The following is a 20,770-nucleotide window of genomic DNA, read 5'->3' as shown; positions in this document are numbered from 1 at the left end:
CCGTTGTTCTGTTACCACAACCAGGTGCCGTCCAGCGTAGTGGCGGGCCGACCGGAACCAGATAGTCCGTGGTGGGCCCTGCGCAATCGTGGCGGTCTTGGGAGCAAATCACCGGACCGGAATCCGCATGTGGATCGGCTTCCGGCCATTGCCATTCTCTCACATGCCTGCCAAAACGGCCGGAAGGGAGGACAGATTCGCCGAAGTGCCGCGAACTTCCGCCTCAGTGGGCACCTTGTCTGTGAGCGGCATTCAGCCGACGGGGCTACAATCGCCCCAAGATCACCATCCGGCACCTTGCCCGGATACCCATTTCTTTGAAGGACCTGAGGCCCATGCCAAGCCAAGCCAGATCTTCCCTGGCCGATCACGCAGCAGACCCTGCCGCCCACCCCTCGGCCGTGCCCACAATGGTGCGGGACAAGCCTTTCGCCTGGCTGCTGCTGGCCACTGGCGTTATCGGCTGGCTCGCCTCCGGCGCCCTGGTACTGGAGAAGCTCGAAGTCCTCAAGGATCCCAGCCACACCACGGTGTGCGACGTGAATCCATGGATTTCCTGCGGCCAAGTCATGCAGACGTGGCAAAGCTCCGTTTTTGGATTCCCAAACATGTTTATTGGGATCGTGGCTTTTGCGATCATCATCACGACTGCCATGGGGATCCTTTCCGGAGCAAAGTTTTCCCGAGGCTACTGGCTTGGCCTGCAGAGCGGCGTGACCCTTGGCTTCGCTTTTGTGGTGTGGCTCTGGTCCCAGGCGCTGTACGTCATCAACGTCCTGTGCCCGTTCTGCATGATCGTGTGGGCTGTGATGATCCCCATGTTCGTCTGGGTGACCATCAGGAACGTGGTCCACGGAGTCATTCCGGCACCGCAGAAGTTGGCTCGGCTGCTTGGCGACTCAGGCTGGATCATCACCGCATTGATCTGCGTCGCGGTCATTGCAACGATATTCTTCGCGTTTGTGCACGTTTTCATCGGAACGTCCGGATACTGATTCATCAGCCAGCAAGAACAAGGGCCCATGCTCCGGTTGGAGCATGGGCCCTTGTTCTTGTGCTGGTGATCCTATTCCGGCGCTGGGACGTCCGGTACTAGTACGGTACTAGGACGTCCGGTATTAGGACGCCTGGAACCAGATCGCGATTTCCCGCGATGCGGATTCGGTGGAGTCGGAGCCGTGCACCAGGTTCTGCTGGACTGCCAGGCCCCAATCACGGCCGAAGTCGCCACGGATGGTTCCCGGGGCGGCCGTGGTTGGATCGGTGGTGCCTGCCAGCGAGCGGAAGCCTTCGATGACCTTGTTGCCCTCAAACACGGCTGCCACGATGGGGCCGCTCAGCATGAACTCCACCAGGGGCTCATAGAAGGGCTTCCCCACGTGTTCGGCGTAGTGTTCCTCCAGCAATTCTCGGGTGGCGTTGACTTTTTTCAGCTCTGCGAGGGTGTACCCCTTCGCTTCGATGCGGCTGAGGATGGTTCCGCTGAGGTTGCGGGCCACGCCGTCTGGCTTGATCAGGACAAGAGTGCGCTCAATGGTCACAGTTGCTCCAATGTCTTGGGAGGGTTTCCCAGTCAGTCTACGGGGTTTCAGGGCCGGGTTTTTCGGGGTGGGCGGCTTCCCATTCAGCTTGGGCGCGGTCGCGCTCAGCCACTTCTCGGTCTATCCGTATACCGGTTCGTATGCCATACCACCAAGCGGCCGCAAACAGTGCTCCGATCACGAACATGGTGGGCTCCGCAAGACCGGTCAGGATCAGCACCACCTGAAGTGCCCAGCCAACCGCGACTCCCCAGGGCCTACTTAGCACCGCGCAAGCGAGGACCAGAACGACGCTGAGCGTTATACCGACGGAGAGGATAACCGCGGGCTCGATCTCGCTGCGGCGGAGGCCAAACACGGCAAGCGTGCCGAAAAAGGCGACGAAAGCCTCGAGCAACAGCACAGTGGACGCGAACATGACTTTGGTCGAACGCCGCTTCTTCGGCATCCCGGGACGCCACTCGCGTTGAGCCCTGGTGAGTCGGGCCACGCTAGGCACCCGCCTTTCCAAGCAGAACGCGGGCTTCTGCCACCACAGTGATGGAGCCAGTGATGAGCACTCCACCAGCTAGGTCGTCATTGGCCTCCGCGCGTTCCACAGCCCATTCGATGGCGTCGTCGAGCCGCTCGGCAATGTGGATGTTCTCCTCGCCGAAGCCAAGGTCGACGGCGAGTTCCGCCAGTTCGGCGGCGGGAACGGCCCGCGGTGACTCGGACTGCGTGAAGCAGAACTCTTCGGCCAAATCCCCGAGTGATTCCTTCAACTGCCTCAGGATCGCCTCTGCGTCCTTCTCCTTGAGTACCCCGAGTACCACCACAAGCTTGCTGAATGTGAAGGACTCCAGGATGGCTTCGGCGGAGACCCGGACACCATCGGGGTTGTGGCCGGCATCAACGATAATCGTTGGGGCCGTGCGAACTACCTCAAGTCGACCGGGCGAGGTCACCGTAGCGAACGCGTCGCGCAGCAGGTCGGTGTTGAGTTCGCGGTCTCCCCCGCCGAAGAAGGCCTCCAAGGCAGCGACGGCAACCGCCGCATTTTCAGCCTGATGGGCGCCATGAAGGGGAATCAGCAGGTCGGTGTATCGTCCGGCTAGCCCACGGATGTCCACCAGCTGGCCGCCGACGGCGACGCTGCGGGCTTCGACACCGAACTCGACCCCTTCGAACCGGTACGGCACGCCTACTTCCCGCGCCTTATCCAAAAGGACCTGGGCAGCGTCAACTGGCTGGGCGGCGCTCACCAGGAAACCGCCCGGCTTGATGATGCCCGCCTTCTCGTAGGCGATGTCCTCTGTGGTGTCGCCCAGCAGATCCGTGTGGTCAAGGGAAATTGGCGTTACCACCGAAACCTGGCCGTCCCCGACGTTCGTCGCGTCGGTGATGCCGCCCAAGCCAACCTCGATGACGGCAACGTCCACTGGCTGGTCAGCGAAAATCGCGAAGCCGAGGATGGTCAGGCATTCGAAATAGGTCAGCCGCGGCTGGCCCTCAGCGACCAGCTCCTTGTCCACGATCTGAAGGTAGGGACGGATCTCGTCCCAGATGCGGACAAAGGTCTCATCGGACACAGGTGCGCCGTCGATGCTGATTCGCTCAGTGACCTTGGACAGGTGTGGGCTGGTGTACCGGCCCGTACTCAGGCCATGGGCACGCAGCCCTGCCTCAATCATCCGGGCAGTTGAGGTCTTGCCATTGGTTCCGGTGACATGGACGATCGGGAACGCCTTGTTGGGCTCGCCCAGGACATCCATGGCACGGAACAGTGGAGCCAGCCGTGGTTCCATCTTGTTCTCGGGGGCACGCCCCAACAATTCGGCGTAAACGCTTTCCACGGAGAATTCGTCGCTCATGCGCCTGCCTTTGCAACAGAGATAACCGGCTCGCCGCTGTCGGCAGCCACTACCGTCTCCAGTTCCACGGAGAGAGTCTCAGCCTTGACCAGTTCGCCGTTGGCCGTGAGTGCACCAATAACGTCGGCCGAAGCAGTGACTGTGGTGGTGATGCGGTCGCTGACGTTCAATCCGGCATCCTTACGGGCCTGCTGGATGGCGCGGACCAGATCCCGCGCGATGCCCTCGGCTTCCAGTTCCGGTGTCACCTGCGTATTCAGGACAACAAAGCCGCCGCCAGGCAGCACCGCCACTGCCGAGGAAGCGGCAGCACCGCCGTCGGACTTGTCCGCCACCACAGTCTCCAGGGTGTATTCCTGCGGTTCCAGCTCAAGCCCGCCGGACGTCACGACGCCGGCCTCGCTAACTGACCAGTCGCCGGTCTTTGAGCCCTTGATGGCCAGCTGCACGTCCTTGCCCAGGCGGGGGCCGGCTGCACGGGCGTTGACTACCAGCTTCTGCTCGATGCCGAACTCCTCGGGGGAGGCGGTTGCCGCGTCGAGCATCCGCACGGACCGCAGATTGAGTTCATCGGCGACGACGGCGGCAAAAACTTCCAGTGCGTCGGCGCCCGGAGCGACGACGGTCAACTCCTGCAACGGCAGGCGGACTCGGAGGTTGGCCGCCTTGCGAAGCGACGAACCGCTGGAGCAGATCTGCTGGACCCGGTCCATGGCTTCCACGAGGTCCGGGTTGGCCGGGAACAGTGACGCCTCTGGCCAGTCGGCGAGGTGTACCGAGCGTCCGCCTGTCAAGCCACGCCAGATTTCCTCGGAGACCAATGGCAGCAGCGATGCCGAGACCCGGCAAACCGCTTCGAGTGCCGTGTACAGGGCGTCGAAAGCGTCAGTGTTCTCGTCAAAGAAGCGCTGCCGGCTCCGTCGGACATACCAGTTGGTGAGCATGTCCAGGTAGCTGCGAAGGGAGTCGCAGGCTCCGGAGATGTCGTACTCGTCCAGGCTCCGGGTCATGGAGCTGACAAGCTCACCGGTGTTTGCCAGCAGGTACTGGTCCAGGGTGTCCGTGTAGCCGTCATAACGGAGCTTCGCATCGTAGCCCGCGCGGCCGTTTGCGGCGTTCGTGTAGAGCGTGAAGAAGCTGTACACGTTCCACAACGGAAGGATGACCTGGCGCACACCGTCGCGGATCCCCTGTTCGGTGACGATGAGGTTGCCGCCGCGAAGGATGGGGCTGGACATCAGGAACCAGCGCATGGCGTCTGATCCGTCACGGTCCAGCACCTCGGAAACGTCCGGGTAGTTCCGCAGGCTCTTGGACATCTTCTGGCCGTCGGAGCCCAGTACGATGCCGTGGCTGATTACGTTACGGAAAGCCGGCCGATCGAACAGCGCTGTGGACAGGATGTGCAGCATGTAGAACCAGCCACGCGTCTGCCCGATGTACTCCACGATGAAGTCCGCCGGATTGTGGGTGTTGAACCAGTCCTCGTTCTGGAACGGGTAGTGCACCTGGCCATAGGGCATGGAGCCGGAGTCGAACCAGACGTCCAGGACGTCCTCCACTCGGCGCATGGTGGACTGGCCCTCTTCCGGAGATCGGGGGTCGTCCGGGTTGGGGCGGGTCAGTTCGTCGATAAACGGACGGTGCAGGTCCACCTCGCCGTTGTTGTTCACCGGGAGGCGTCCAAAATCAGCCTCAAGCTCCGCCAGTGAGCCGTACACGTCGGTGCGGGGGTACTCGGGGTCATCCGACTGCCACACGGGGATCGGCGAGCCCCAGTAGCGGTTGCGGCTGATGGACCAGTCTCGAGCGTTCTCCAGCCACTTGCCAAACTGGCCGTCCTTGACGTTGCCCGGGATCCAGTTGATCTCCTGGTTCAGCTCGGACATCCGGTCCTTGAACTTGGTGACTTCCACGTACCAGGAGGACACTGCCCGGTAGATCAGCGGATTGCGGCAGCGCCAGCAGTGCGGGTAGCTGTGTTCATAGCTGGCGTGGCGCACAAGGCGCCCTGCGCCACGCAGGACCTGGGTGATGGGTTTGTTCGCTTCGAAAACCTGCAGTCCGGCGATGGCGGAAAGCGGACCATGCGCGAAGAGGTGGAGGAACTTGGCGCCCTCGTCAACGGAAAGCACCACGGGGATTCCGGCGTCCTCACAGACTTTCTGGTCGTCCTCACCGTAGGCGGGAGCCTGGTGGACGATTCCCGTGCCGTCAGTTGTGGTGACGTACTCGGCGGCCAGGATGCGCCAGGCATTTTGTGTACCGTACTTCTCGGCGTCGGCGAAGTAATCCCACAGTGGCTCGTAGGACAGCCCCGCCAGTTCGGCGCCGGTGAAGGTGAGTTCGACGGCGGCCCCTGCGGCTGCGACGCCATCGGCACCGTCACCGTACCCCAGGTCCTTCGCGTAGGTTCCCACAAGGTCCGTGGCGAGCAGGAAACGGCCGCTGACGGGGGCGTCGGCTGAAGCCGCCTTCACGCCGTTGGGCCCTGCGGGCAGCACAGCGTAGGAGATGTCAGGTCCGACGGCGAGCGCCAGGTTGGTGGGCAGGGTCCAGGGCGTGGTGGTCCAGGCCAGGATCTGGACGCCTTCAAGTTCACGTGAGAGTTCCGATTCCCCGGCCTTGATGGGGAAGGTGACTGTGACCGAAGGGTCCTGGCGGTTCTTGTAGACGTCGTCATCCATGCGCAGCTCATGGTTGGACAGCGGCGTCTCGTCCTTCCAGCAGTAAGGCAGCACACGGTAGCCGTTGTAGGTGAGGCCCTTTTCGTGCAGCTGCTTGAAGGCCCACAGCACCGACTCCATGTATTCGACGTTGAGCGTCTTGTAGTCGTTGTCGAAGTCCACCCAGCGGGCCTGGCGGGTGACGTAGGCCTTCCACTCATTGGCGTACTTCATCACGGAGGCGCGGCAGGCATCATTGAATTTGTCGATGCCCATGGCTTCGATCTGGGTCTTGTCCGTCATGCCCAGCTGCTTCATGGCCTCGAGTTCGGCGGGCAGGCCATGGGTGTCCCAGCCGAAGCGACGTTCCACCCGCTTGCCGCGCTGGGTCTGGTAGCGCCCTACGAGGTCCTTGGCGTAGCCAGTCAGCAGGTGGCCGTAGTGCGGGAGGCCGTTTGCGAAGGGCGGGCCGTCATAGAAGACGAATTCGTTGCTGCCATGTGCGCCGCCGGGCAAGTCGCTGTCGCGGTTGTCGATGCTGGCCTGGAACGTGCCGTCCTGGTCCCAGTACTTGAGGATCCGTTCCTCGATCTCCGGGAACTTCACGGAGGCTGAAACACCTGTGCCGGCGGAGCCGCCGGCTGAAGCCTTGGGGTAATGCGTCATCTCGTCATCCTGGTCTGAGCTGGTGAACTTGTTCGTTTCATTCAGGATGCGAGGACGGCCCCTGCGCAGCTTTGGCTGCGCCGGTACCGCGGTACCACCTCACTTACCAGCGCCGGGCGCCTTCTTGTTAAGGAGGCGCCATTCAGCGTTGGCCGCTCATTGACTGCTGTGACGGGCTTACCCGTCCGGTTCTAGTGACCGGCCTCGATGCGCGCATTTAGGCCGGTGTTCTTCCGGAAGCTCGCCGGTGATGGCCGGGTCGACGCTTGTTCCAACAGTTTAGCTGGAGGGAAGCTGCGGTCTCCACTTGCGGACACGGCGAAGTCCGCGTTACTCGGGCCTACACTGGGCAATGTGTCGGTCAACACACGCGCGCTGCGCGGAAAAGGGCCCTCGAGGTTTTGGACTGCGGCCACGATGGTCACGGCCCTGCCTGTGTCAGCTCTTTCAGTGGCGAGGCTCTTGCCTGTGGCATGGCCTGTGTCTGTGGTCCAGCTTCTCGCTTTCATTCCGTGGCTATCCGTTCCAGCAGGGGCGTCGCTTGTTTTAGCCGCAGCCAGCAGACGGCCGTGGGCGGTGGGAGCTACGGCGGGATTGCTGACCTTGCAATTGGTATGGCTGTTTCCACCGGCGTTTTGGTTGCCCGGGGCTCCGACTGCCGACCCAACGGTCAAGGTGACGGTTATGAGCATCAACGCTTTATACGGTCAGGCAAATGCGAGGGACATAGTGCGTTTGGTCCGCGAGAATGATGTGGCTGTGCTGGCCGTGCAGGAGCATTCGGCTGCGCTGGAGCGCGGCCTGACGGCGGCCGGCCTGGACGACTTTCTCCCCCACAGGGTGAGCAAACCGGAGTCCAACGCTTCGGGAAGTGCCCTGTATTCCCGCTTTCCGCTGCAGTTGCTGGACACCGTGCCTGGCACGGAGTTCCAGATCCACACCGTTCGTACCGTCGTCCAGGGTCCCGAGGGGGCAGCCACGGCGGAATTCACCAATGTGCATGCCATGCCCCCTATCGAGGCACCCCCGGCACGCTGGCGCAGCGACCTGGCGCGCATTGCCGGAATTGGGCACCGATCCGGGAACCAGGTGCTGTTGGGCGATTTCAACGCCACCTACGACCACGCGGAGTTCCGCCGCCTGTTGGACGGTGATTCAGGTGGGAAACAGCTTGTGGACGTCGGGGTTTCTGCCGGGGCCCGGCTGTCGCCAACCTGGCCGATGCGCGGCTTTCCGTTGCCTGGCATCGTCATCGATCACATCGTGACGAGTCCCGGCATCCGACACGTGAGCTACGACGTCCGGGCTGTTGAAGGTTCGGACCATGCGGCGGTTCTGGCGGAACTGCGCATCCCAGTGGACAGGTAGTTTGAGGGGTGGGGTTGTGCGAGCCTGCCGGGGGCCAGTCCTGTTCAGGCCTTGCGGATGAGCTTGTAGTTGGAGGCCTGGGCCACCGGACGGATAGTGATGTGGTCCAGGTTGACGTGGTGCGGCAGTGAGACTGCGTACTTGACGACGTCGGCAACGTCCTCTGAGGTGAGCGGCTTTTCGACGCCGGCATAGACCTTGTCAGCGGCTTCCTGGTCGCCTAGACGGTTGAGGGCGAATTCCGGCGTCCGGACCAGGCCAGGGGCGACTTCGATAACGCGGATGTTGTTCTCCGCCTCTTCGAGACGGAGGGCGCCGGTCATGGCGTGCTGCGCGAACTTGGCGGCGTTGTAGCCCGCGCCACCTTCATAGGCGGCCAGGCCTGCCGTGGAGGTCAGGTTGAGGACGGTCCCTTCGCCGCAGTCACGAAGCATGGGCAGGAACGCGCGGGTAATCTTCATGGTGCCCAATACGTTGACCTGGTACATCCAGTCCCAGTCTTCGGTGACTGCGTCCGCAACGCGGTCCGAGCCCCGGGCTCCGCCGGCAATGTTGACGAGGGTGTCGATGCCGCCCGCTTCGGTGACGCCTTCGAGCAGCGCGGCGATGTCGCCGTCGTCGCTGATGTCTGCGGGGCATGCGACCGCACCGGTGTCCGCGGCTAGCTTTTCAAGGCGGTCAGCACGGCGTGCGACGGCGAAAACCCGCCAACCGTCGGCACGCAAGGCCCGCACCGTGGCTTCGCCGATGCCGCTGCTTGCACCCGTTACTACTGCTGCCTTGCTCCGCGCGGTGTTGTTTGCTCCCGATTCGCTCATGCTTCCACCCTAGTGGCTGGCGGAGGCTCAGTGACCGGCTGAGGCTCAATGAACGGCGGAAGCGACCGGCGGAGGCTCAGCGACCGGCCGCCGTAATGCCGGCCGGGTGCAGCGCTGACCAGGCCTTGTAGCCACCTGCCAAGTCGCTGATATCGGCAGCCCGCCAAAATCCAGTGGTTCTCAGGATGCTTGCTGCAACGCTGGAGCGGCGACCACTGGTGCAATAGGCGATGATAGGCCTGCTGCTGGGAAGTTCGCCCAAGCGGCGGGGCAGCTCCGCCAGGGGGATGTTGACTGATCCGGCCAGTGCCCCGACTTCGAGTTCGCCGACGTTTCGGACGTCGAGGAGAACTGGCCCACGGCGTGCCTTTTCCTGGTCAAGGTCTTCAGCGGCGACCCTTCGGCCTTCCTGCGTTGCTTTGCTCGCGAAGTCTTCGGTTGCGGGATCGATCCATCCGGCCACGTTGTCACATCCTATTCGGCCCAGCCTCACGACGGCTTCTGCAGCGCGGTCAGCATCGACAACGACCACTACTGAATCGTCGGGCGTCACTATCATTCCGGCTGTTTCGGCAAAGCGGCCGTTGATGCCCACGTTGACTGACCCGGGCAGGTGGCCGCGCGCGAATCTGCTGGGCGAGCGTGCGTCCAGGAGTTTGGTGCCTTCCCGGAGCATTCTGGCTGCTTCGGCGGCTGAAAGTCGCACGGGATGGGGTTCTTCGTTCAGCAGGGCGTGGCTGCTCCGGTTGAGGGCAGCGTCGTAGGCGAAGTATTCCGGGACGGACGGCTGGCCGGTGGTGATCATCCTGACGAATTCTGCCTCCGGCATAGGCCGAAGGGCGGGGTTGGACTGGCGCTGGATCCCGATGGTTGATTCCCGTTCCGGAGACAGGTTCTTGCCGCACAATGAACCCGCACCATGCGCCGGTAGGACTCGAACCTCGTCCGGCAAGGCCAGGAGGACCTCGTGGAGGGAACGCCGAAGCGCGCGGGCCAACTCATCGGGGTCAGCTCCGACTTCCGCCGCCAGGTCGGGACGCCCGACGTCGCCTACAAAAAGTGCGTCACCGGTGAGGACTGCCTGCGACCCGCCGTCGTGGGTGTGCCGGACTAATAGCGAGATTGACTCCCAGGTGTGTCCCGGCGTCTCAAGGACGTCAAGGCGAACTTCGCCGACGTCGACCGTTTCACCGTGCCGGAGCGGCCGGAAGGGGTAATCCACTTCTGCCCGGTAGCCCAGCCCAATCCAGGCACCAGTGGCTGCGGCCAGTTCAAGATGTCCGGCAACGAAGTCGGCGTGCAGGTGCGTGTTGATGATGCCCACAATCCGCAGCCCCGACTCGGCAGCATCACGAAGATAGATCCCCACGTCCCGGCGCGGGTCAACCACAATGGCTTCACCAGCCTCGGCGTCAGCGACCAGATAGGACGCGTGGGAAAGGCATTCGAGGTAGTACTGATTCAAGATCACGGTGTCCTCCTTCGGACCGTTTCCCACCCCCTCGTTGGCACCTTCGCAGGGCCACTACTGCCCATCGTAAGACTGTCAATGGTTGTGGGCGCGATACCTTTGATGCACGTTCTGCCACTTGTCCTGCCCTTGGGGATGGCCGCAAGGCCGCCGCTTTCGGATCCGCCGGGCGGAACCGTCCAACGGATCATGGGACAATTGCGGCATGGCTGAATCACACTTGGGTACAGACACGCCCGAAACCACCCCCATCAACGTCCCGGACAAGCCGGCCCTCGAGGGCCTCGAAGCTGCCCTCTCACAGCGCTGGCTTGAAGAAGAGACTTACGCTTTCAACGCCGACACAAGCCGGGCCGAGGTCTACTCCATCGACACTCCCCCGCCGACGGCGTCCGGTTCGCTGCACGTGGGCCACATGTTTTCCTTCACTCACACCGACGTGGTGGCACGCTACCAGCGGATGCGCGGCAAGAACGTGTTCTACCCCATGGGATGGGACGACAACGGCCTGCCCACTGAGCGTCGAGTGCAGAACTTCTTTGGTGTCCGTTGCGATCCAGCCATCCCTTACGACCCCAACTATCTTCCCCCTGCGCAGCCGGCCAAAAACCAGCGGGACTTCGACGTCGTCTCCCGGCAGAACTTCATTGAGCTGTGTGAGGAGCTGGCGGTCGAGGACGAGAAGGTCTTCGAAAACCTCTTCCGCACCTTGGGCCTATCCGTCGACTGGCGGCTCACGTACCGCACCATCGACGACAACTCACGTGCCGTGTCCCAGCGTGCCTTCCTGGCCAACCTGGCCGCGGGCGACGCTTACATTGCCGAGGCTCCCACGCTGTGGGACGTCACCTTCCGCACCGCCGTTGCCCAGGCCGAACTCGAAGACCGTGACATGCCCAGCGCCTATTACCGCTACCCGTTCTTCACCGAGGACGGGGACAAGGTTTTCGTTGAGACCACGCGTCCCGAACTCCTGGCCGCCTGCGCCGCCCTGGTGGCCAACCCCGACGACGAACGGTACCAGCCGCTGTTCGGCAAGAAGGTGAAGTCCCCGCTATTCGACGTGGAACTCGAGGTCCGCTCCCATCCGCTGGCCAAGTCGGATAAGGGCTCCGGTATAGCCATGGTCTGTACCTTCGGTGACCTCACCGACGTCACCTGGTGGCGGGAACTCCAGCTGCCAACCCGCGCCATCGTTGGCCGGGACGGCCGCATTTCCCCTGAAACGCCAGAATGGATCACCACCAACGCAGGCCGCGAAGCGTACGCAGCAATCGCCGGGAAGACGGTCTTCTCGGCCAAGGAAGCCGTGGTGGAGATGCTCACGGAAGCTTCCCTACTGGACGGTGAACCGAAGAAGATCGTCCACCCGGTCAATTTCTATGAGAAGGGCGACAAGCCCCTTGAGGTAGTCACCTCCCGGCAGTGGTACATCCGAAACGGTGGACGTGACGAGGACCGTCGCGAACGCCTTATCCAGCGCGGCCACGAGATCGACTTCCACCCCTCCTTTATGCGCTCCCGGTACGAGAACTGGATCGCCGGCCTCAACGGCGACTGGCTGGTATCCCGGCAGCGGTTCTTCGGCGTTCCCATCCCGGTCTGGTATGCACTCGATGCCCAGGGCAACCCGGACTTCGAAAACCCAATCGTCCCATCGGACGAGATGCTGCCGGTGGATCCCGTAGCCGATCCCGCCCCGGGATATGACGAATCCCAGAGGGACCAGCCCAATGGATTCATTGGCGACGCGGACATCCTGGACACCTGGGCCACGTCCTCCCTGACACCGCAGATTGTTGGCGGCTGGAGCAGGGACGACGAGCTCTTCGGCAAGGTTTTCCCGTTTGACCTGCGTCCGCAGGGTCACGACATCATCCGCACGTGGCTTTTCTCCTCAGCAGTCCGCGCCGACGCCCTCCAGTCGGTGGCGCCGTGGAAGCACGCCGCGATTTCCGGCTGGATCCTCGACCCAGACCGCAAGAAGATGTCCAAGTCCAAGGGCAACGTTGTGGTGCCAACTGACGTCCTGGACGAATATGGTTCGGACGCCGTGCGGTACTGGGCTGCATCCGCCAAGCTCGGCGCCGACACTGCCTACGAAATCGCACAAATGAAGATCGGCCGACGGCTGGCCATCAAGCTGCTCAACGCGTCGAAATTCGTGCTGAACCTTGGCGCAACGGAGAACAACGTCGTCAGCGGAGACCACCCGGTGCTCACCAACCCGCTGGACCGTGCACTGCTCGCGCAGCTGTCCGACGTTGTCTCGCAGGCCACCAAAGCATTCGAGGGCTACGACCACGCACGGGCCCTGCAGCTCACAGAGTCGTTCTTCTGGCAGTTTACGGACGACTACGTAGAACTCATCAAGGACCGGGCCTACGGTGCCGCCGGCGAGCAGGAGCAGGCTTCTGTCCTGGCGGCTTTGGCAACTACGCTGGACTCTCTCCTACGTCTTTTCGCCCCCGTCCTTCCGTTCGCCACTGAAGAAGTGTGGAGCTGGTGGCGAAGCGGATCGGTGCACCGTGCGTCCTGGCCTTCCGCTCTGGCGATCACAGATGGTGACACGGCGATGCTGGGCACCGTTGGCATGGCGCTGAGCGGCATTCGCAAGGCGAAGTCGGAGGCGAAGGTCAAGCAGCGTACTGAGGTGCTGTCTGCAACCATCACCGCTACGGAATCACTCGTGACGCAGCTTAAGGCGGGCCTGGCGGACCTCAAGGCGGCAGCCAATGCCCGCGACATCACCTTGGTTTCAGGCGACGGGGAACTCGTGGTGAGCGAGGTTGTGCTGGCCCCTGCGGAGGCCCCGGCCGAAGCCTAGGAGTCATCTGCCTGGTTTTGGGCAAAGGGGAAGCCCCATCAGCGTTTTGCCGTTGGTGGGGCTTCGACTTTTCGGCTGTCTGGTGACGGCTTGACAGTCTGGCGGAATCCTCAGACTTTCAGGTCTTACTACCTCGTCACCGGTAGCCTGCTTTCAACTTTGCCGAAGGCTGCGTTGATTGCTAGTCTCAGAATCTTTGGTTCCCGTGTCCCTCTTCTTTCGAAGTGGGTAAATTCCATTGTTGTCCCGCACCCTCGGATGCACAAGAGCCCCGAAAGAACTACTCTGCTGTAATTCTCCGGGGCTGTCTTGTAGCCGTTGGATCCACCAAACACGCCAATCGGCGGCCGGAAGGAGCCGGATTAGTTGAATTCCGGCCGTTCCGTGCGCGTACGCTTCAGTTCAAAGAAATGGGGATAGGAAGCGAGCGAGACCGTAGCGTCCCAGATTCGGCCGGCGTCTTCACCCCGCGGAATCCGCGTCAGCACAGGCCCAAAGAAGGCCGTGCCGTTGAAGGCAACCACAGGTGTGCCAACGTCCTGGCCCACCAGGGAGATGCCGGCCTCGTGGCTTGCGCGCAGCTGCTGGTCGAACTCGTCGCTGTCGGCGAACCGGGCAAGCTCCGCGGGAAGCCCCGTCTCCGCAAGGGCCTTGGCAATCACGGAATCGAGGTCCTTGTTGCCCTGATGGTGGATTTGCTCGCCCATCGCGTCGTAGAGCGGCTTCACGACCTGTTCGCCGTGCTGTTCCTGGGCGGCGATGATCACACGCACCGGGCCCCAGGAGTTGTCCATCCTTTCGCGGTATTCTGCGGGAAGGTCACGGCCTTCGTTGAGCACCGACAGGCTCATGACGTGCCACTTCGTCTGGATGCCGCGGACTTCTTCAACTTCCCCGATCCAGCGTGATGTCACCCACGCAAATGGACAAATGGGGTCGAACCAAAAATCTGCTTTGTCGGCAGGTGCGGACACAGGAGTACTCCTCAACTTTTGGGTACAGACATTTTCCACGCGCCCTGACCAGGGCGGCACACTACCCGTAACCAGAGGTCAGGCGGACTTATTCCGGCGCTTAGCCACAACCTCGTGGGCGATCATGGTGGGCTGGGCCTTCTTATTGACCACATCGGAGGTGATAACAACGCTGGCGATGTCGTCACGGCTCGGCAGGTCAAACATCACCGGCAGCAGGACTTCCTCCATGATGGCCCTCAGGCCACGAGCCCCGGTGCCGCGTTCCAAGGCCTGGTCCGCGATCGCGTCTAATGCCTCGTCGTCGAAAACCAATTCCACGCCGTCCAGCTGGAACATCTTCTGGTATTGCTTCACCAGCGCGTTCTTGGGGGTGGACAAGATTTGGATGAGTGCCGAGCGGTCAAGGTTTGACACTGTTGTGATAACGGGAAGTCGGCCGATAAATTCGGGGATCAGTCCAAACTTCAAGAGGTCCTCGGGCATTACCTCGCCGTAGGAATCGACATTGTCCTTGACCTCATTCAGCGGGGCCCCAAAACCGATGCCTTTGCGACCGGACCGCGAACCGATGATGTCCTCCAGCCCAGCGAATGCTCCGGCCACGATGAAAAGAACATTTGTTGTATCGATCTGGATAAATTCCTGGTGCGGGTGCTTGCGGCCTCCCTGCGGCGGGACGGAAGCCACCGTGCCTTCCAGGATCTTAAGCAATGCCTGCTGAACGCCCTCGCCGGATACGTCACGCGTTATGGACGGGTTTTCGCTTTTGCGGGAAATCTTGTCGATCTCATCGATATAGATGATGCCCTGCTCGGCCTTTTTTACGTCGTAGTCCGCAGCTTGGATGAGTTTCAGCAGGATATTTTCGACGTCTTCACCAACGTAGCCTGCTTCCGTCAGTGCAGTAGCGTCGGCGACGGCGAACGGGACGTTGAGCCTGCGGGCAAGGGTTTGGGCAAGGTACGTCTTGCCACAACCTGTGGGGCCAATGAGCAGGATGTTGGACTTGGCGATCTCCACGTCCTCGTGGTGCCCGTCGCTAAGGTTTCCGCTCTTTGGCGCGTGGCCTGCTTGGATCCGCTTGTAGTGGTTGTAGACGGCGACGGCGAGTGAGCGCTTGGCAGGCTCCTGCCCAATCACGTATTCCTGGAGAAAGTCGAAGATCTCGCGGGGCTTGGGCAGTTCGAAGCTGCCGAGGTCTGCGACTTCCGCGAGCTCCTCTTCGATGATCTCGTTGCACAGCTCAATGCATTCGTCACAAATGTAGACTCCTGGCCCGGCAATCAGCTTCCGCACCTGCTTCTGGCTCTTTCCACAAAAAGAACACTTCAGCAGATCCGTGCTTTCGCCAATGCGAGCCATGTGTGTAAGTCCCTTCACTACTTCCTGCGCCGGCACACCGGTCTACGCCCCTTGAATTGCCGGCGGTCGCGGCTGGACGTCCAAGCGTGACATGTTCCACTCTAGGTCACAATAGGCCCATGGGGTGGATACAGAACACCGGTGCGGTCCATATTTCTGAACCACACCGGTGAATGTAAGTGCTCCTAGCGGGCGATTGCCTGGTGCTTGATCTTCCGGGAATCGAGAACCTGGTCGATCAGCCCGTATTCCTGCGCCTCCGCCGCGGTAAGGATCTTATCGCGCTCGATGTCGTTGTTGACCTGCTCAGAAGTGCGCCCGGAGTGCAGGGCAAGCGCGTCTTCAAGCCATGTCCGCATACGCATTACTTCGGCAGCCTGGATTTCGAGGTCCGATGCCTGGCCGCCCTGTCCTCCCGAGAGCGCCGGCTGGTGGATCAGCACCCGGGCGTTGGGAAGGGCAAGTCGCTTGCCCGGGGTACCGGCCGCGAGGAGAACTGCGGCCGCGCTGGCGGCTTGTCCCAGGCAGACGGTCTGGATCTCCGGGCGAATGTACTGCATGGTGTCGTAGATGGCGGTCATGGCGGTAAACGAGCCACCCGGCGAGTTGATGTACAGCGTAATGTCACGGTCCGGATCGGTGGACTCGAGAACAAGCAGCTGCGCCATGATGTCGTCGGCAGACGCATCGTCAACCTGCACGCCCAGGAAGATGATGCGGTCCTCGAACAGCTTGGTGTAGGGGTCCTGGCGCTTGAAGCCGTAGGGCGTCCGTTCCTCGAACTGGGGCAGGACGTAGCGGCTTGACGGGAGATTACCGGCCGACCATCCGAAGTTGTAGTTCATGTCTTGTTGCTCCTGATCTCAGAGTGGAAGGTTGGCCGGTTACTTCTGCGAGTTCGATGCGTTCTGCGTTCCGCCGCCGCCGGCGACCGATCCCGCATGGGCCGAGATCTTGTCGAAGAAGCCGTAGTCAAGGGCCTCCGCGGCCGTGAACCACTTGTCACGGTCGTTGTCCTTGAGGATCCGTTCAACGGTCTGGCCGGTCTGCTCTGCGGTCAGCTCAGCCATGACTTTCTTCATGTGCAGGATCAGTTCGGCCTGGATCTTGATGTCCGACGCGGTGCCTCCGATACCGCCGGAGGGCTGGTGCATCAGGATGCGGGCGTTGGGAGTGGCGTAGCGTTTGCCTTTGGTGCCCGAGGACAGCAGGAACTGGCCCATGGAGGCCGCGAGGCCGGTGGCCACAGTGACGACGTCGTTCGGGATGAACTGCATGGTGTCATAAATGGCCATACCCGCCGTAACGGAACCGCCCGGCGAGTTGATGTACAGATAAATGTCCTTCTCGGGATCTTCGGCCGAGAGGAGCAGCAGCTGTGAGCAGATGGCGTTGGCGTTCTCGTCGCGGACCTCGGAGCCCAGCCAGATGATCCGTTCCTTCAGCAAGCGGTTGTAGATGTAGTTGTCCTGGGCTGCCGGGTCGACCGTGGCCATCCGCGGTGCCTCTGAATACTGTGACATTTTTATTACCTCTCGCTGGTGACAGTGTCATCCTGAAGTGCCATTTCTGAACTTCACTACTTGGACACTAACCGTTTTCAGAGGTGTTTTGTTCGTCGGAATCGCACTGTTCGCTGACGGCGCAGGATTCCGGATCAGCAAGCCGAGGAGGCCAAACTGAGCGCCTGTTAACGACTCAGTGCTCCCCGATCGTTGGATCAGGGAGCACTGGATCACGGCTGCATTTGACCGCGTTCTGTACGCGGCACAGGCATCAGAACTTGACGGCTGCGGGGTCGTCGCTGGCGGTGGCAACCGCCGGTGACTCCTCGGAAGCGGCCTCTTCAGCTGCCTCCGGAGCTTCAGCGCCTGCGGGCTCTTCGGCACCTGCGGGGCGGACGAAGTCGCTCAGGTCGACCTTGTTGCCCTCGGTGTCCACAACCTCAGCCTGGCCGAGCACCACTGCGAGTGCCTTACGGCGGCGGACCTCGGAAACCATCATGGGAACCTGGCCGCTCTGGTCAATGATCTGGGCGAACTGGTTGGGATCCATACCGTACTGGCTGGCGGTGGTGACGATGTAGTCGATCAGCTCGTTCTGGCTGACGCCTACTTCTTCCTTGTCGGCGATCGCGTCAAGGATGATCTCGTTCTGGAAAGCCCGCTCGGTGTTGGCCTTGACCTCGGCGCGGTGCTCTTCGGTGTCGTGTTCACCTTCGCCGTGGGAGCCTTCCTGGCTGAAGTGCGATTCAATCTGCTCGGCGATCACGGACTCGGGAATCGGTACCTCGATGAGTTCCAGGAGCTTGTCGAGGACCTTGTCGCGGGCCTCAACACCCTGACCCACAACCTTGGACTCGGCGGCCTGCTTCGCCAAGTCGGCGCGCAGCTCCTCCAGAGTGTCGAATTCGGAAGCCAGCTGGGCGAAGTCGTCGTCAGCCTCAGGCAGCTCGCGCTCCTTGACAGCCTTCACAACAACCTTGACCTGTGCGGCGTCGCCTGCGTGCTCGCCACCCACCAGCGTGGTGTCGAAGATTGCGTCCTCGTCGACGGACAGGCCGGTAACGGCCTCGTCGAGGCCATCGAGCATGGTGCCCGAGCCAACCTGGTAGGACAAGCCGGCAGCGGAGTCAACCTCTTCACCGTCAATGGTCGCGGTGATGTCGATGGTCAGGAAGTCGCCGTCCTTGGCGGGGCGGTCAGCCGGGTTCAGGGTTCCGAAACGGCCGCGCAGCTCGTCAAGGGCCTTCTCGACGTCAGCGTCGGAAGCCTCTGCAGCCTCGACCTCCACCTTGATGCCGGAGTAGTCCGGCAGCTCGATCTCGGGACGGACGTCCAGCTCGACCTGGAACTTGAGTTCGCCATCCGTCGCCGACGGGTCCGGCACCTCGGTGATCTCGACCTCGGGGCGGCTCAGCGGGCGAATGCCGGTTTCCTGGACTGCCGACTGGTACCAGCCGTTGAGGCCGTCGTTGATGGCCGTCTCCAGGACGTAACCGCGGCCGACGCGCTGATCGATCAGCTTGGCAGGAACCTTGCCCTTGCGGAAGCCGGGGACCTGGATCTGCGAAGCCACAGTCTTGTAAGCGGCGTCGATGCTCGGCTTCAGTTCCTCGAAGGGAACCTCAACGTTGAGCTTGACCCGCGTGGCGGTGAGGTTCTCGACAGCGCTCTTCACAGTCTAAGTACTCCTGGTTGTATGGATTGGGTTCTGGCGTCGGCATTCGACGGTCGCACAGAGTCGGGGTGACAGGATTTGAACCTGCGACTTCCTGCTCCCAAAGCAGGCGCTCTAGCCAAGCTGAGCTACACCCCGTGAATGCACAGGACAGTCTACGGCCACGGCACGCCCAATTGCACATTTGACACTTGGCACCTGCATTAGGTTTAGTTATATCCGGCTTCACAGCCAGCCGGAAAGACCACCGCAGCGGTTACTTTGAGTAAGCAATGCCGCGGAACGGCTTCTCGGGGACGTAGCTCAATGGTAGAGCCTCAGTCTTCCAAACTGATTACGCGGGTTCGATTCCCGTCGTCCCCTCCACGGAAAACAAAATAAGTTACGAAACACCCCGGTCCTAGTGGTCGGGGTGATTTCGTCGTCTCATTCAGCGCGCTGGTCATTCAGCGCGTTGCTCATTCAGCGCGGTGGGGCTTTGGGGCCTCAGACTGTGAGCCTCACAAATCCAGCACCGACAGCCTCACTTCTGGCAGTTGGGGCACCAGTAGAGTTTCCGGGCGCCAACCTCCGCCAGGCGGACTTCCGTGCCGCACACGAGGCACGGCATGCCGTGCCGCTTATAGACGAAATGGGGCACATCGCCGTCGTTCGCTGCTGCCGCACCTTCCTGACGGTAGGACGCGGGCGTCGTGACGATACGGCCATCGCGGACTCCGTCCGCCATGGCCGCCACGGTGTCGTCCCAAAGACGGCCAGCCGTACCGGCGTCGAGGGCGTTGCCGGGCAGCCACGGGTCCAGGCCTTGCCGGAACAGCACCTCTGCCCGGTAAATGTTGCCGACTCCAGCCAGCACGGACTGGTCCATCATCAGCAGCGCCAGGGTCGTTTTCCGGCGGCCCAGCCGCCGTGTGAACTCTTCCCGGTCGCCCGAAACGTTATGGAGCGGGTCGGGTCCCAAGCGCCCGACGACGGCACGCGCTTCCGCTTCCGTGATTGCTGCGCATGTGGTCGCCCCGCGTAGATCAGCCCAACCGTTGCGGGAGACGAGCCGAACCCGGACAGCGCCTACCGGCTCGGGAGGACCCGCATACTGGCTGTCCTCCAGCCGCCTGGCTGCTTCACGTTCGCCAATGCGGCGCGGCGCGCCGATACTTGACGCGCCGGCGAACTGTTCATCTCCCCCAAAGTCCCAGGCGCCATAGAGCCCCAGATGGACATGGAGGACAAGACCGTGCGAAAAATGCAGGAAGAGTTGCTTCCCGTGTGCCAGCGCGGAGGCGAGGACGCCGCCGTCGAGCAGTGCCGCACCCTCTGCGAATCGCCCTTGGGGGCTGCTGACGGCTAGCCTCTCGCCGGCGAAGACGTCCTGGAACTGCCGAGCGAGCCGATGGATCGAATGGCCTTCAGGCATTGCCTTGGGACCTAGGGAATGATCTCGCCGGTGGTCTCGTAGGCTGCGATTTTGCCGATACGGCGGATGTGCCGTTCATCGTTACTGAAAGGCTCAGCCAGGAATGCCTCGATGATCTCTGTGGCTTCCTCGACGGTGTGCTGGCGGCCGCCCACGGCTACTACGTTGGCGTCGTTGTGTTCGCGGGCAAGCCGGGCGGTGGAGAGGTTCCAAGCGAGGGCTGCGCGGACGCCCTTGACCTTGTTCGCAGCGATCTGTTCGCCATTGCCCGATCCGCCAAGCACGATGCCGAGGGCGTGCACTCCAGCCTCCTGGTCCGCGACCACGGCCCGTGCCGCGTTGATGCAGAAGGAGGGGTAGTCGTCCAGGGCGTCGTATTCCGCGGGTCCGTGGTCAGTGACTTCGTAGCCCTTGGCTGTGAGGTGCTTGACCAAGTGTGCGCTGAGCTCCATGCCGGCGTGGTCCGTGGCGATGTGGACGCGGGGTGTGGTCACGGGTAGTCCATTCAGTTGGGCGCGCCGAGGCTGCTTTCTGCCAGGCGCGGGCGGTTCGAGGTGCGTACATAGACTACTAGGCCAGTGACCCTTGGCTCCCTTGTTACCACTGCAGTCGAGGGCGCTCGGAGTG

The 20,770-nt window shown here is 62.2% G+C and carries 16 protein-coding genes and 2 tRNA genes; 4 read left to right on the top strand and 14 right to left on the bottom strand.

Annotated features, from left to right (window positions below):
• Nucleotides 1–335: 335 nt before the first annotated feature.
• Nucleotides 336–995, top strand: a complete 660-nt coding sequence (locus LD110_RS00355) for a vitamin K epoxide reductase family protein (RefSeq protein WP_225495507.1) — start codon at nucleotides 336–338, stop codon at nucleotides 993–995.
• Between the two features lie 123 nt (nucleotides 996–1,118).
• On the opposite strand, the gene ndk is transcribed toward LD110_RS00355, so the two are convergent.
• Genes ndk through ileS form a run of 4 tightly spaced genes read right to left on the bottom strand, consistent with a single transcriptional unit; the run spans nucleotide 1,119 to nucleotide 6,726 of the window.
• Entirely contained in the window at nucleotides 1,119–1,541 is a 423-nt protein-coding gene (ndk, locus tag LD110_RS00350) for a nucleoside-diphosphate kinase (RefSeq protein ID WP_225495505.1), read from the bottom strand.
• Nucleotides 1,542–1,578: 37 nt separating this feature from the next.
• A complete protein-coding gene (locus tag LD110_RS00345) occupies nucleotides 1,579–2,031 on the bottom strand; it encodes a DUF4233 domain-containing protein (RefSeq protein ID WP_225495503.1) in 453 nt (150 codons plus the stop codon).
• 1 nt (nucleotide 2,032) lies between these two features.
• The gene (locus tag LD110_RS00340; protein ID WP_225495502.1) at nucleotides 2,033–3,394 is read right to left on the bottom strand and encodes a folylpolyglutamate synthase/dihydrofolate synthase family protein; all 1,362 of its coding nucleotides are present in this window, start codon (nucleotides 3,392–3,394) and stop codon (nucleotides 2,033–2,035) included.
• A complete protein-coding gene (gene ileS / locus LD110_RS00335; RefSeq protein WP_225495500.1) occupies nucleotides 3,391–6,726 on the bottom strand; it encodes an isoleucine--tRNA ligase in 3,336 nt (1,111 codons plus the stop codon). Before ileS ends, LD110_RS00340 begins: the two co-directional genes overlap by 4 nt.
• A 684-nt stretch (nucleotides 6,727–7,410) precedes the next feature.
• Between ileS and LD110_RS00330 the strand changes: the two genes are divergently transcribed.
• Nucleotides 7,411–8,094 (top strand): endonuclease/exonuclease/phosphatase family protein, encoded by a 684-nt coding sequence (locus LD110_RS00330; RefSeq protein ID WP_225495498.1) that lies wholly within the window; start codon nucleotides 7,411–7,413, stop codon nucleotides 8,092–8,094.
• A gap of 44 nt (nucleotides 8,095–8,138) precedes the next feature.
• Here LD110_RS00330 and LD110_RS00325 read toward each other — a convergent pair whose 3' ends face one another.
• A complete protein-coding gene (locus LD110_RS00325) occupies nucleotides 8,139–8,912 on the bottom strand; it encodes an SDR family oxidoreductase (protein ID WP_225495496.1) in 774 nt (257 codons plus the stop codon).
• A 76-nt stretch (nucleotides 8,913–8,988) separates the two neighbouring features.
• Complete coding sequence (locus LD110_RS00320) at nucleotides 8,989–10,383, bottom strand: rhodanese-like domain-containing protein (protein ID WP_225495494.1); 1,395 nt, start codon at nucleotides 10,381–10,383, stop codon at nucleotides 8,989–8,991.
• Between the two features lie 205 nt (nucleotides 10,384–10,588).
• Here LD110_RS00320 and valS point away from each other — a divergent pair, with 205 nt between their 5' ends.
• Nucleotides 10,589–13,210, top strand: coding sequence for a valine--tRNA ligase (valS, locus tag LD110_RS00315; protein ID WP_225495484.1), 2,622 nt, complete (start codon nucleotides 10,589–10,591; stop codon nucleotides 13,208–13,210).
• 362 nt (nucleotides 13,211–13,572) lie between these two features.
• On the opposite strand, the gene LD110_RS00310 is transcribed toward valS, so the two are convergent.
• The 6 genes from LD110_RS00310 to LD110_RS00285 all read right to left on the bottom strand — a co-directional run bounded on the left by LD110_RS00310 (nucleotide 13,573) and on the right by LD110_RS00285 (nucleotide 18,867).
• Nucleotides 13,573–14,184, bottom strand: coding sequence for a DsbA family protein (locus LD110_RS00310; protein ID WP_225495483.1), 612 nt, complete (start codon nucleotides 14,182–14,184; stop codon nucleotides 13,573–13,575).
• A 78-nt stretch (nucleotides 14,185–14,262) separates the two neighbouring features.
• Nucleotides 14,263–15,549 (bottom strand): ATP-dependent Clp protease ATP-binding subunit ClpX, encoded by a 1,287-nt coding sequence (clpX, locus tag LD110_RS00305; protein WP_225495482.1) that lies wholly within the window; start codon nucleotides 15,547–15,549, stop codon nucleotides 14,263–14,265.
• Nucleotides 15,550–15,734: 185 nt separating this feature from the next.
• Entirely contained in the window at nucleotides 15,735–16,394 is a 660-nt protein-coding gene (locus tag LD110_RS00300; protein ID WP_225495481.1) for an ATP-dependent Clp protease proteolytic subunit, read from the bottom strand.
• Nucleotides 16,395–16,433: 39 nt separating this feature from the next.
• Nucleotides 16,434–17,045: an ATP-dependent Clp protease proteolytic subunit gene (locus LD110_RS00295; RefSeq protein ID WP_308012400.1), complete on the bottom strand. Its 612-nt coding sequence runs from the start codon at nucleotides 17,043–17,045 to the stop codon at nucleotides 16,434–16,436.
• Between the two features lie 280 nt (nucleotides 17,046–17,325).
• Nucleotides 17,326–18,729, bottom strand: a complete 1,404-nt coding sequence (gene tig / locus LD110_RS00290) for a trigger factor (RefSeq protein WP_225495478.1) — start codon at nucleotides 18,727–18,729, stop codon at nucleotides 17,326–17,328.
• Nucleotides 18,730–18,792: 63 nt separating this feature from the next.
• Nucleotides 18,793–18,867: transfer RNA gene (locus tag LD110_RS00285), tRNA-Pro, on the bottom strand.
• Nucleotides 18,868–19,021: 154 nt separating this feature from the next.
• On the opposite strand from LD110_RS00285, the gene LD110_RS00280 reads away from it, so the two are divergent.
• A tRNA-Gly gene (locus LD110_RS00280) sits at nucleotides 19,022–19,095 on the top strand.
• A 157-nt stretch (nucleotides 19,096–19,252) separates the two neighbouring features.
• Here LD110_RS00280 and LD110_RS00275 read toward each other — a convergent pair.
• Both LD110_RS00275 and LD110_RS00270 read right to left on the bottom strand, forming a co-directional pair.
• Entirely contained in the window at nucleotides 19,253–20,143 is an 891-nt protein-coding gene (locus tag LD110_RS00275) for an Fpg/Nei family DNA glycosylase (protein WP_225495476.1), read from the bottom strand.
• 11 nt (nucleotides 20,144–20,154) lie between these two features.
• Complete coding sequence (locus LD110_RS00270) at nucleotides 20,155–20,637, bottom strand: ribose-5-phosphate isomerase (RefSeq protein WP_225495474.1); 483 nt, start codon at nucleotides 20,635–20,637, stop codon at nucleotides 20,155–20,157.
• Between the last annotated feature and the right edge of the window lie 133 nt (nucleotides 20,638–20,770).

Source organism: Arthrobacter sp. M4 (assembly GCF_020251205.1).
Taxonomy (GTDB): domain Bacteria; phylum Actinomycetota; class Actinomycetes; order Actinomycetales; family Micrococcaceae; genus Arthrobacter.
Note: the sequence above shows the minus strand (reverse complement) of the source record. Positions and strands in the feature narration are given on the sequence as shown.